The sequence below is a fragment of the Dietzia massiliensis genome (assembly GCF_018390595.1).
Taxonomy (GTDB): domain Bacteria; phylum Actinomycetota; class Actinomycetes; order Mycobacteriales; family Mycobacteriaceae; genus Dietzia; species Dietzia massiliensis.
The window spans coordinates 47,060-59,075 of sequence record NZ_JAHBAV010000019.1; the positions used below are offsets into that span (position 1 = coordinate 47,060).

Below are 12,016 nucleotides of genomic sequence, written 5' to 3' on the forward strand. Positions count from 1 at the left end.
ATGACCTCGTCGTCGTCGCCCTCGTCGCCTCACCTCGAACCCACGCGCGCCTCGTCGGTCCTGGGCTACCCGCGCATCGGGCCGCGCCGCGAGCTCAAACGCGCGCTCGAACGCTACTGGCACGGCGACGGCACCCGCGCCGAGCTGCTCGCCACCGGCCGCCGCCTCCGGGAGGCCACCTGGCACGACCTTGGCGCCAAGGGCCTCACGCAGATCCCCGGCAACACCTTCAGCTTCTACGACCACATCCTCGACGACGCCCTGCTCGTCGGCGCGATCCCCGCCCGCTTCCGCGACCTCACTCGCGACCTCACGCCCGTCGACACGGTCTTCGCCCTGGCCCGCGGCCGCGCCGACGTCCCCCCGCTCGAGCTGGTACCGCTCCAGGGGACCTCCTACTTGTACCGCCAGCCCGAGTTCGACGAGGCTTCCGAGCTGGCGCTGCGGCCGGGCGAGCTGCTCGCCGAGGTCGCCCGCGCGCACGAGCTGGGGCTCGAGATCCGGCCCGTCATCACCGGCCCGGTCTCGCTGCTGCTGCTCGGCAAGGCCTCGCCCGACGCCGCGCCGGGGTTCGCGCCGCTCGACCTGCTCGACCGGATGCTCGAGCAGTACGAGGCGCTGCTCGGCGTGCTGCACGCGGCGGGCGTGACGTGCGTGCAGTTCGACGAGCCCTGCATGACCATGGAGCGCACGCCGGACGAGATCGCCGCGTTGCGCGGGGCCTACGACCGGCTCGCCGCGGTGCCGGCGAGGCCACGGATCCTCGTCACCGGCGAGTACGGCGACCTCGGGGACGCGCTGCCCGCGCTCGCGGCCACGGGAATCGAGGCGATCGGCCTGGACCTGGTCCACGGGCGGCGGACGGCCGCCGAGCTCGCCGCCGTGCCGGGCCTGGCCGCCAAGCGCTTCTACGCCGGCGTCGTGGACGGTCAGAACGTGTGGCGCACGGACAAGTTCGCGACGCTCGACTACCTGCGCGAGCTGCGGGCCGTGTTCGCCGACGTGGTGGTGTCGACCTCGTGCACGCTGCTGCACGTGCCGTACGACGTGCACGCCGAGACCGACCTGCCGGCCGAGCTCGTGGACTCGCTGGCCTTCGCCGAACAGAAGGTCGCCGAGGTGGTGTCGCTGGCGCACGCGCTCGAGGACGGCCCCACGCCGCGCTGGCGTCCGCTGCCCGTGCTGCCCAGTGCGCGCCGCGAGGATGTGCGCGCGAGGACCGCCCGGGTCGACGACGACGACAAGGTTCGGGTTCCCTACGCCGATCGGGCCCCCCGGCAGGCCGGCAGGCTGGGTCTGCCGACGCTCCCGACCGCCACCCTCGGCTCGTTCCCGCAGACCGTGCAGATCCGGCGGGCCCGCCGCGACCTGGCGGAGGGGCGGATCGACTACGCCCGGTACTGCGACTACCTCCGTGCGGAGATCGCCTCGGTGATCCGGCTGCAGGAGGAAATCGGACTGGACGTGCTGGTCCACGGCGAGGTCGAGCGCAACGACATGGTGCAGTACTTCGCCGAACTGCTCGACGGGTTCGCCGCCACCCGCAACGGCTGGGTGCAGTCGTACGGTTCGCGCTGCGTGCGGCCGCCCATCCTCTACGGGGACGTGGCGCGGCCCGCGCCGATGACCGTCGAGTGGACGGGCTACGCGCAGTCGCTCACGGACCGGCCGGTCAAGGGGATGATCACCGGGCCCGTGACGATGCTCGCGCGGTCGTTCTGCCGCACCGACCTCGCGCTGCCCGAGGTCGCCACGCAGCTCGCGCTGGCGGTGCGCGACGAGGTGGCCGATCTGGAGGCGGCCGGCACGGCCATCATCCAGATCGACGAGCCGGCCATCCGGGAACTGCTGCCGCGGCGCGGTGCCGACCGGCGCGCCTACCTCGACTGGGCGGTGGGCACCTTCCGCCTCGCCTCCGCCGGCGCGCGACCCGACACGCAGATCCACACGCACATGACGTACTCGTCGCTGCAAGTGATGACCGAGGCGATCGAGGAGCTCGACGCCGACGTCACCAACATCGTGGCCACCCGCTCGATCGAGTGGGTGCTGGACGCCCTGACCGACCACACCCTGACCCGACAGGTCGCGCCCGGCGTGTACGAGTCGCGCTCGGGGTTCGTGCCGGACATCGACCTGCTGCACGAGCGGCTGCTGCGCGCGGTGGACGCCGTAGGGGTCGAGAGGCTGTGGGCGGTGCCCGACGGCGGGCTCAAGAGCCGCTACACGTGGCAGTTGGAGCCCAGCCTGCGGAACCTGGTGACCGCGGCCCGTCGGATCCGACGGGCGGTTGCCCGGCAGGGGCAGGGGTCTAATAAGATCGGGGCAGAGCAAGTCCCGGGACACGCGCCCGGGATCGGTAGTTGACGAAAGAGGACGACATCATGGCCGGTCAGACGCTCGAGCACACTGGTGCCGCCATCGTCGAGGAGTACTACCCGGAGTACGCGACGAAGGTCGCGCCCACCTACCCTCTGTACTCGACCGAGATCTACGTCGGGTCCGCCATCATCCTGCTGAGCATGAGCATGCTGGGCCTGCCCATCACCGCGATCGGCTACTACACGCAGGACGCCGGCGTCTCGCTGGGCATGGCGGTCGCCGCGGTCGTGGCCACCACCGTCGTGTTCCTCATCGGCCTGTTCGTGTGCATGTACGGCTTCCGTAAGCACGGCCGCGAGGACTCCCACTGACGCTCGACCCGGTAGTCGCCGCCGGGGGACCCGCGCTCAAGGTGGGTGACCCGGCGACCGACGCCGAGCGGAGGTCCGCCCTCCGTCGCATGAAAATGGTCGCGACGGGGTTCCTTGTCGTGGCCGGGGTGATCTACCTCGTCGCCGAATACGCACTGCACAACGGCGCTCCCTCCTGGGTGGGTTACGTCCGCGCCGCCGCCGAGGCCGGGATGGTCGGCGGCCTGGCCGACTGGTTCGCCGTCACCGCCCTGTTCCGCCACCCCCTGGGCATCCCCATCCCGCACACGGCACTCATCCGCCGCAAGAAGGACCAGCTGGGAACCTCGCTCGGCGGGTTCGTGGGGGAGAACTTCCTCGACCCCGAGATGGTCAGCGAGAAGGTCCGCGGCGCCCGCATCCCCGAGCGCGCCGGCGAGTGGCTCGCCGAGACCGACAACCGCGCACTGGCCTCAGACCAGGCCGCCAAGGCCATCCGCTCCGTCCTGGCGGTGCTGCGCGACGAGGACGCGGTCGCGATCATCGAACGCACCATCGTGGCCCGGATCGCCGAGCCCGAGTGGGGCCCGCCCGCCGGCCGCATCCTCGCCGAACTCCTCGACGAGGGCCGCCACCTGCCGCTGCTCGACCTCATGGCCGACCGGGCCCACGAATGGGTCGAGGCACACCCCGAGACGATCGACCGCTGGGTCCGCGAGAAGGCGCCCACCTGGGCCCCGCAGTTTGTCAACGAACTACTCTCCGACCGCGCTTACCGCGAGCTGCGCGAGTGGACGTGGCAGATCAAGGTCGACAAGCAGCACGCCGTGCGCCTGGCGTTGATCGGGTTCGTCGAGGACTTCGCCCGCGACCTGCAGCACGACCCGTCCACCATGGCCAAGCTCGAGTCGTTCAAGCACGAGGTCATGAACCGCGAGGAGGTGCGCCGCGCCGCCGGGTCGGCGTGGTCGGCCGCCAAGCGGATGATCGTCGAGGCCACCGAGGACACCTCCTCCACGCTGCGGGTGAAGATCGACGACCTCCTGCGCCGCCTGGCCGAGATGCTCGTCGGGGACGAGAAGATGCGCTCGCGGCTCGACGACTACATGACCCGCACGGCGCGCTACGTCGCGGAGAACTATGCCGGCGAGGTCACCTCGATCATCTCCGACACCGTCGAACGCTGGGACGCCGACGAGGCCTCCGACAAGATCGAGCTGCTCGCCGGCAAGGACCTGCAGTTCATCCGCATCAACGGCACGGTCGTCGGGGCCCTGGCCGGGTTCGCGATCCACGCGGCCACCGAGCTGCTCTTCTGAGACCTTCTGTGACCCATCTCACGGGATCGTCGTACACATGGCGCTTGCTGGAGTTAGCACTAGTTGCTAGCGTTGGGGGCAGCCGAGGAGAGACGAACGGTTTGGCCGCAACGGCGGAGGGAGGTGACTCCATGGCCGCACACGATGGTGCTGAACGCGGCGGACCCGCGCACGACGTCACGGGATCCGGCGTACCGGCAGACGAGCCGACAGCAGCAACCCTCGCCCGCCGTAACAAGCCGACGGGTGAGGTGCCGCGCCACACGGATGTCACCGCGCTCGTCGACGGCGACCGCCGTTCGTCCGACTCGCAGGACATCGGATCGTTCATCCGCGCCCAGCGGGAGGCCGCCCAGGTGTCCATCCGGCAGCTCGCGGAGCGTGCCGGCGTCTCCAACCCGTATCTGAGCCAGATCGAACGCGGGCTGCGCAAGCCTTCCGCCGAGGTCCTGGGTCAGATCGCCCGAGGTCTGAGGCTGTCCGCGGAGGTGCTCTACGCCCGCGCCGGGATCCTCGAACTCAAGCAGGGGAGTCCGGTGAGGGACGCGATCCTCACCGCCCCGGACCTCACAGAGCGACAGAGGGAGGTGCTCGTGGAGATCTACGAGTCGTTCCTGGCGAACAATGCGACCGCAGCCGACCAGGTCGTCGACGTCCCCTGATCCGGGACCTGCCGACGGCGGCCCGCCGGGCCACGTGACACCGCAGATGAGAACACCGCACGACACGAACGAGGAGTCGACATGAGCAAGAAGACCACCGGCAAGAAGTCCACGTCCAAGGCCGAAGAGACCGGCGCCGACGCCTCCCGGGAACCCGCCGTCGGCGGCCCGCTCGGCCAGGCGATCGCCGCCGTGCGGACGCCGGTCTACGCCTACGTCGGGGCCAACGACCTCGCGATCCAGGCGGTCTCCGGGCTCGTGAACGACCTGCGCCGCCGCGCCGAGGGCGCCGTCTCCGACGCGCAATCCAAGGTCACCTCGCGCGTCTCCGACGTCCAGAACCGCCTCACCGAGCGCGTGACCGGTGCCCAGGAGCGCGTCAGCGAGGTGCCCGAGCGCGTCCAGTCGCTGCCCGCGGAGGTCGAGGAGCTCGTCAACCGCTTCCGCCCCGAGGAGCTGCGCAAGATCGCCGACGCGTATGTGCAGGTGGCCGCCGGCATCTACGGCGGACTCGCCGCCCGCGGCGAGGACGTCGTGAGCCGACTCCGTGAGGAGAACCCGCAGCTCGAGGCCGGACTCGCCCGCGTCAACGAGCAGGTCGCCCGCGCCGCCGGCGCGGTCGAGGAGCAGCGCGAGCTGGGCGAGGAGGCCCTCGGCACGGTCGCGCGCCAGACCCGGTCGATCGGCGTGAAGGCCGCCGGACGCGTCTCCAAGGCCGCCCGCCAGGCCGCCGAGTCCGCCGGCGACGCCGCCGACACGGCCGCCGAGCGCGTCGACGAGGTGGCCGATCGGGTCGACCGGACCGCCGACAAGGCCGCCGACCGCGTCGACGAGGCCGCTTCCACGGTCTCCGCCGAGGTCGCCCGCAGCACCGCGGAGGTCGAGGCCCGCACGACCCCGGCCAAGAAGGCGCCCGCGAAGAAGGCCCCGGCCAAGAAGGCGGCGGCCAAGAAGGCGCCCGCGAAGAAGGCCCCGGCCAAGTCCACGACCACCACGGCGGCCACGACGACCTCGACCACCGACAAGCCGGTGGCCGCCAAGCCCACGGCCGATGAGGCCGCGGCCGCGAAGGCGGCGGCCAAGACGACCGCCAAGAAGTCGACGGCGACCAAGTCCACGGCGACCAAGTCCACCGCCAAGCCGACCGGCGGCAAGCCCGCCGCCACCACGCCGACCGGGGCCAAGGCGAACGACTCGAAGCCGGCCGGTTCGGACTCGGACGCGCCCTCGCCGGTCGAGCTCGCCGACAACGACCCGGCGCTGACCACCGCGGATACGCCGTTGCCGCCCGCCGGCACCGATCGCCCCTGACGCGATAGGAACACGCGCCCGGCCCGAATGGCATTCGCGCCCGGTCGCGTGAGGCACCGCCGCCCCGGCCCGCTCCCTCGGGAGTAGGCCGGGGCGTTGCGCGTCTCGGACGGGTGTGAACATCGCCGCGCGGTCGTGTCCGACCCGGCCACTACACTGGGACCCGTGATTGACACGCTTACCGGCACGTGGGGAACTGTCCAGCTCATCATCCAGGGCGCGCTCGTCGTGTGGGCGCTGGCCGGGCTCGTGCTGGCCGCGCTGCCGCCCGCCTCGGCGTACTCCGTCGAGGGGAAGTGGCCCAAGCCGGCATGGATCGCCATCTGTGCAGTCGCCGCCCTGCTCTTCGCCGTCCGGCCGCTCGGTTTCCTCAGCATCATCGCGATGGTGGCGGTGGGCGTGTTCTTCGCCGACGTGCGTCCCGCGGTCGGCGGTCGACGCAGGTGAAGACGCCGGAGGCCGGGCCGCCGCAGCGGATCGAGGAACTGGCCGAGGACTCCGGCACCACCGTGCGCAACATCCGCGTCTACCAGGAGCGCGGTCTGCTGCCCCCGCCCGTCCGCCGAGGACGCACCGCCTTCTACGGGCCGGACCACAAGCGGCGCCTCGCTCAGATCCTGCGTCTCCTCGACCGCGGCTACACGTTCGCCACGATCGAGGAGTTGTTCATCGCCGAACGGCACGGCTTCACGCTCACGGAGCTTCTCGAGCTGGAAGCGGTCCGGCCGACGCGCCGCTCCACCGGTGGGCGCCGGCGACTGCCGCGAGGGGGAGTGGACGCGGTCGCCGGGTTCGAGCTACCGGAGCACCTCCTCGACCGGGGCGAGTCGATCGGCCTCGTCAGCGATTCGGCCGCGGCGGACCACTTCTTCGCCGACCGCTACATGCTGGAGATGTTCCGCGAGCTGATCGTGCTGGGGGTCGGCGAGGAGGGGATCGACAAGATCGGCCACCTGTTCATGGAGGGGCAGAGCACCGCGGCCGAGGCGATCGACGTTCTCGTGCAGACCATGAAGGACGCCGGGATGGACCAGTCGACCATCATCAGGCGGGTGACCGGCATCCTTCCGCGGGCCGGCGCCGCCGCCCGGCTCATCTTCCTGTCCGCCGCCCAGACCCTGCTCACCGACAGGCACGGCTTCCCCAAGAGTTGAGCGACGTGAGCGCCGGACGGCCGCCGATCGGACGGTCTAGGTGAACACCACGGTCCGGGCACCGTGCACCAGGACCCGGTCCTCCAGGTGCCAGCGCAGCCCGCGGGCCAGCACCAGCTTCTCGGCGTCGCGGCCCTGGCGCACCATGTCCTTCACCGTCGCCGTGTGGTCCACGCGGATGACGTCCTGCTCGATGATAGGCCCCTCGTCGAGGTCGGCCGTCACGTAGTGGCACGTCGCGCCGATGAGCTTCACGCCCCGGACGTGCGCCTGGTGATACGGGCGGGCGCCGACGAAGCTGGGCAGGAAGCTGTGATGGATGTTGATCGCGCGACCGGCCCACCGGGTGCACAGGTCGTCCGGCAGGACCTGCATGAAGCGGGCGAGGACGATCGCGTGCGGGTCGATGTCGTCGACGAGTCCGGCGACCTGCTCGAACGCCGGGCCCCGCTCGGCGGGGTCGGCCGGGAACGGAACGTGGTGGAACGGCACGCCGTGCGCCTCGGCCATCCCCCGCAGGTTGTCGTGGTTGCCGATCACCGCACGGATGCGGGCGGGGTAGTCACCGCTCTCGACCCGACCCAGCAGGTCGTGGAGGCAGTGGCCCTCCTTGGACACGAGGATGACGACGTCCTTCGGCTCGGACGAGTCGGAGATCTGCCAGTCGGCCTCGGGTCCCAGCTCGCTGGCCACCCGTTCGAAGCGACGGCGGAGTTCGTCGATCTCCATGCCGATCGATTCGGCGTCGACGGACTGGCGGGTGAAGAACCAGCCGGTGTCCTCGTCCGCGTGGTACGCCGCCTCCATGATGGTCCCGCCCAGTTCGGCGAGGAAGGTGGCGATCCGGGCGACGATACCGATGCGGTCGGGGCAGCCCAGCGTGAGGACGAAGCGTCGTGACATGGGTGTCCATTGTGCCACCAGGCGTGTCGGCCGCTCCCGCTAGGCTGGCCCGCATGGACGCCACTCCGACCGCTCAGCTCACCCGCGCCCGCGTCGCCTCGATGATCGACCACACCCTGCTCTCGCCTGACGCGTCCCGCGAGGACGTGCAGGCCTGCCTCGACGAGGCCCGCGAGCTGGGCGTCAAGGCCGTGTGCGTGAGCCCGGCGATGCTGCCGGTGCGGCCCGGCCAGCAGGTCGTCGCCACGGTCGCGGGGTTCCCGTCAGGCAAGCACCACTCGCTGGTCAAGGCGATGGAGGGCCGGCTCGCGGTGGACCAGGGCGCCACCGAGGTGGACATGGTGATCGATGTGGGCGCCGCCATCGCGGGCCTCGTCGACGAGGTGATGGCCGAGGTGCTGGCGATGCGCGACGCCGTGCCGCCTCCGGTGGTGATCAAGGTGATCCTCGAGACCGCCGCCATCCACAAGGCGCTGGGGGACGAGGCGGGCGACGAGCGGATCGAGGCCCTGTGCCACGCCGTCGCGCGCGCGGGCGCCGACTTCGTCAAGACCTCTACCGGCTTCCACCCCGCCGGCGGCGCGAGCGTGCGCGCGGTCGAGGCGATGCACCGCGCGGTGGGCGGGAAGTTGGGCATCAAGGCGTCCGGCGGGATCCGCGACGCCGACACCGCCCGCGCGATGATCGCCGCGGGCGCCACCCGGCTCGGCCTCAGCGGCAGCCGTGCGGTGCTCGACGGCTTCCCCGAGTAGTCCTGCCCAGCCCCCAACCGAGCCCCGGCCAGCCCGCAATCGAGCCCCGGCCGGCCCGCAACCGCGCCCCCGGCGGGTGTCAGTACCGGCCGGTGGTGAGCACCATCTTCCCGGTGGTGCGCCCGGTCTCGCCCCGGCGGTGCGCCTCGGCGGCCTGCTCCAGCGGGAAGACCTCGGCGATCGTCGCCCGCAGCGACCCCTGCTCGACGAGCTCGGTGATCGAGATCAGGTCGTGGCGTGAGGCGTCGACCAGCATCCGGACGGCCCGCACCCCGAGCCGCTCGGCCTCGCGGTAGAGGTCGTCCGAGCCGACGGGCAGGATCGACACGACGATCCCGCCGGGCCGTAGCGTGCGCAGCGACGCCAGCGAGGTGTCGCCGCCGATGGTGTCGAGCACGGCGTCGACGTCCGAGACGGCCTCCGCGATGTCCACCTCGCGGTAGTCGATCGGCTCGTCCACGCCGATCTCCCGCAGGAAGTCGTGCTTCTCCGAGCTGGCGGTGCCGATCACGTGGGCGCCGCGGGCCTTGGCGATCTGCACGGCCACGTGCCCGACCCCGCCGGCGGCCGCGTGGATGAGGACGCGCTGGCCGGGCTGGATCCGGGCGTTCTCGACGAGCGCCTGCCACGCGGTGAGCGAGACCAGCGGCAGCGCGGCGGCCTGGACGTGGTCGAGCGAGGCCGGCTTGGGTGCGAACCAGGCGGCGGGGGCGGCGACGTACTCGGCGTGGGCGCCGTGGCCGAACGGGTACGAGAGCATGCCGAACACCTCGTCGCCGGGGGAGAACCGCGCGACGCCGATGCCGACCTCCTCGACCACGCCCGACAGGTCCCAGCCGAGGACGAACGGCGGCTCGCCGATGAATCCGCCGGTGGCGCGGTGCTTCCAGTCGGTGGGGTTGACGCTGGCGGCCTCGACGCGGATCAGGACCTCGTTGGTGCGGGGAGTGGGACGGGGGAGGTCGACGACGGCGAGGACGTCCGGCTCACCGAGGGTCTGCTGTTGCACGGCACGCATGGAGGCTTTGTTGGTCATGGCTCCAGGGTGGCAGACTCCCGGGCCCGCCGCCCGGCTCGTCCCGCGCGCCGCCCGCCACGCGGGAGCGGTTCAGCGACGTGGCGGCAACCGGTGCAGGTTCACGTCGCGGAGCGTCCCCTCGGCGATGGTCGCCGTCATGTAGGTGCAGTACGGCTGCCGGCGGCGGTCGGTGGGCGAGCCCGGGTTGAGCAGGCGTAGACCGCCCTCACCGGACGCGCCCTCACCGGACGCGCCCTCCCCGGACCCGCTCTCCTCGGACACTAGCGGCGCGGTGGTGTCCCACGGGATGTGCGAGTGCCCGAAGACCAGGACGTCGGTGTCGGGGAAGGCCCTGGCCATGCGCTTCTCCCGTCCCGCGGACGCGCCGGCCTCGTGGGTGACGGCAAGTCGCACGCCGTCGAGCGTCGCGCGGGCCACCTCGGGCAGACGCTCGCGCAGCTCCGGGCCGTCGTTGTTGCCCCAGCAGGCGATGAGCCGTGCGGAGCGCTCCTCGAGGGCGTCGAGCAGGGCGACGTCCATCCAGTCCCCGGCGTGGATCACCACGTCGGCCGCGTCGACCTCGTCCCAGACCCGGGCCGGCAGGTCGCGGGCGCGGGTCGGGACGTGGGTGTCGGAGATGATGAGCAGGCGCATGGGCCCAGTGTGCCGGGCGGCCGACCGCTCCTAGCGAGTCGACTCCAGCACAACGTCGCGGCCGGCCAGATCCACGGTCATCCCGCCGTCGACCACACGCACGCCGGTGAGCTCGATCCCCTCGGGCAGGTCGGCCAGCGCGGAGTCCATCATCGAGACGGTCCCGCCGAGGATCTCCGAGGGCAGCTGGAAGCCGAGGACCGAGGCCTGCTGCGGATCCATCTCGAGGTTGCCGTCGATGAGCCGCGGGGTCACCAGGGCCTCGGCGAGCCCGCTGATCGAGACGCGCAGGGTGCCCGCGGCGGGATCGGAGACGATGTCCTGCACCTGGATCAGCCCGCCCAGCAGGCTGTCGCCCGCGCCGCCCGCGCCCTCGGACTGGGCGGCCGCGGTCATGGTCTCGTCGGACACGAACGCGGTGCCGGTGAGCGAGTCGATACGGGACGTCTCACCCTCGGACCGCACGCCCTCGGCGGTGATGTCGATCGCCGGGACCGGGCCGGTCGCCCCCTCGGCCGGGGCGCCGTCGGTGGTGATGCGGATCGTGCCGAGCGTGCCGGTGACGTACGACAGCAGGACCGGCTGGGGCCCCAGCTCCACCTCGGGCGTCGAGCCGAGCGTCGCGCTGATCTCCTGGCGGAGGTTGTCCTTGATCGCACCGCGCATCCCGAGCTCCAGGCCCACGGCCCCGGCCACCAGCAGCACGATGACCAGCACGGCGCCGATGACGATCCGGCGGCCCGTGCGGCTCCCGCCCCGGGCGCCGCTGGTCCCGCCCCGCGCACCGGTCGTCCCGCCGCCGCCCGGAGGGGGCGCACCCGCGTCGGCGGGCCGGGCGGCGAACTGCTCGGTGGGAGCGTTCTGCACGCCCGGCTGATCGAAGGCGGGAAGTCGCTGGGTGTCTCTCGGCGGCTGCATCGCTTCCGATTGTCACCGAAAAGGCGTCGGCGTGCAGCACCCACCTCGACGGGCGGGGGCGTGCGGGCGGTGGGTCAGCGGGCGGCGGTCCAGCGGTTGAGGTGCCGGTACTCGGCCTCGAACAGCCGGTCCAGGTGCGAGATCACCATCTTCTCGAGCTTGCCCCCGAGCAGCGGCACCGACACCTTGACCTGTCCGGACACGGTCTCCTCCGCGACGCCGTCCCGGTCCACGGCGGTCGCGTCGCCGTTGATGAGCCCCAGCCCGCCCGCAGCCTCGGCGCGCGCGGATCCGGTGAACGTCCGACCGTCGAAGCCGCAGTAGGTACAGGTGCGCACGATGGTGAGCTGGCCCGGCAGGACCTTGCGGGCGGAGTCGGGGATGTCGTCCTCCGGGATATGCTGCGTGATGGTCACGCGGACGCCGTCCGAGGTGGAGGCGAAGTCGTCGAGGCTGTCCTTGTCGGTTCCCACCGCCAGGAGTCGCTCGCGCCAGTACTCCTCGCTGCCGTAGGCCGAGTACACGGTCTCGATGGGGGCGCCGATGCGGGCGTTGTGGGAGAAGTGGGTCGCCATGGGGTCTGACACTACAAGCGCCGGTTACCCTCGGGCGTGTGAACCCGCCCCCGTCCGACCCCACGGCCGCGCCGCACC

Annotated in this window: 13 protein-coding genes; 8 read left to right on the top strand and 5 right to left on the bottom strand. The window is 71.9% G+C overall.

Features of this window, described 5'->3' with window-relative positions:
• From metE to KHA85_RS07540, 7 genes are all read left to right on the top strand, one after another.
• Positions 1-2,367: a 5-methyltetrahydropteroyltriglutamate--homocysteine S-methyltransferase gene (gene metE, locus KHA85_RS07510; protein ID WP_213185327.1), complete on the top strand. Its 2,367-nt coding sequence runs from the start codon at positions 1-3 to the stop codon at positions 2,365-2,367.
• A 17-nt stretch (positions 2,368-2,384) separates the two neighbouring features.
• Positions 2,385-2,693: a hypothetical protein gene (locus KHA85_RS07515; protein WP_061227963.1), complete on the top strand. Its 309-nt coding sequence runs from the start codon at positions 2,385-2,387 to the stop codon at positions 2,691-2,693.
• A 41-nt stretch (positions 2,694-2,734) separates the two neighbouring features.
• The gene (locus KHA85_RS07520) at positions 2,735-3,991 is read left to right on the top strand and encodes a DUF445 domain-containing protein (protein ID WP_213185328.1); all 1,257 of its coding nucleotides are present in this window, start codon (positions 2,735-2,737) and stop codon (positions 3,989-3,991) included.
• 131 nt (positions 3,992-4,122) lie between these two features.
• Positions 4,123-4,653, top strand: coding sequence for a helix-turn-helix domain-containing protein (locus KHA85_RS07525; RefSeq protein ID WP_174705754.1), 531 nt, complete (start codon positions 4,123-4,125; stop codon positions 4,651-4,653).
• Between the two features lie 81 nt (positions 4,654-4,734).
• The gene (locus tag KHA85_RS07530) at positions 4,735-5,964 is read left to right on the top strand and encodes a hypothetical protein (RefSeq protein WP_213185329.1); all 1,230 of its coding nucleotides are present in this window, start codon (positions 4,735-4,737) and stop codon (positions 5,962-5,964) included.
• 165 nt (positions 5,965-6,129) lie between these two features.
• Positions 6,130-6,411 carry a DUF2516 family protein gene (locus KHA85_RS07535; protein ID WP_061227966.1) on the top strand — a complete coding sequence of 94 codons (282 nt, stop codon included), beginning with the start codon at positions 6,130-6,132 and terminating at the stop codon, positions 6,409-6,411.
• Complete coding sequence (locus tag KHA85_RS07540; protein ID WP_213185330.1) at positions 6,408-7,118, top strand: MerR family transcriptional regulator; 711 nt, start codon at positions 6,408-6,410, stop codon at positions 7,116-7,118. Before KHA85_RS07535 ends, KHA85_RS07540 begins: the two co-directional genes overlap by 4 nt.
• A 36-nt stretch (positions 7,119-7,154) precedes the next feature.
• On the opposite strand, the gene purU is transcribed toward KHA85_RS07540, so the two are convergent.
• The gene (purU, locus tag KHA85_RS07545) at positions 7,155-8,021 is read right to left on the bottom strand and encodes a formyltetrahydrofolate deformylase (RefSeq protein ID WP_213185331.1); all 867 of its coding nucleotides are present in this window, start codon (positions 8,019-8,021) and stop codon (positions 7,155-7,157) included.
• 53 nt (positions 8,022-8,074) lie between these two features.
• Between purU and deoC the strand changes: the two genes are divergently transcribed.
• A complete protein-coding gene (gene deoC / locus KHA85_RS07550) occupies positions 8,075-8,773 on the top strand; it encodes a deoxyribose-phosphate aldolase (RefSeq protein ID WP_213185332.1) in 699 nt (232 codons plus the stop codon).
• Between the two features lie 79 nt (positions 8,774-8,852).
• Here the strand turns inward: deoC and KHA85_RS07555 are convergent, their stop codons facing one another.
• The 4 genes from KHA85_RS07555 to KHA85_RS07570 form a co-directional block, all read right to left on the bottom strand.
• Positions 8,853-9,809 carry an NADP-dependent oxidoreductase gene (locus tag KHA85_RS07555; RefSeq protein ID WP_213185333.1) on the bottom strand — a complete coding sequence of 319 codons (957 nt, stop codon included), beginning with the start codon at positions 9,807-9,809 and terminating at the stop codon, positions 8,853-8,855.
• A gap of 72 nt (positions 9,810-9,881) precedes the next feature.
• Positions 9,882-10,445: a metallophosphoesterase family protein gene (locus KHA85_RS07560; protein ID WP_213185334.1), complete on the bottom strand. Its 564-nt coding sequence runs from the start codon at positions 10,443-10,445 to the stop codon at positions 9,882-9,884.
• A 30-nt stretch (positions 10,446-10,475) separates the two neighbouring features.
• Positions 10,476-11,363, bottom strand: coding sequence for an LmeA family phospholipid-binding protein (locus KHA85_RS07565; protein WP_213185335.1), 888 nt, complete (start codon positions 11,361-11,363; stop codon positions 10,476-10,478).
• Between the two features lie 74 nt (positions 11,364-11,437).
• The gene (locus KHA85_RS07570) at positions 11,438-11,938 is read right to left on the bottom strand and encodes a DUF2505 domain-containing protein (protein ID WP_213185336.1); all 501 of its coding nucleotides are present in this window, start codon (positions 11,936-11,938) and stop codon (positions 11,438-11,440) included.
• Between the last annotated feature and the right edge of the window lie 78 nt (positions 11,939-12,016).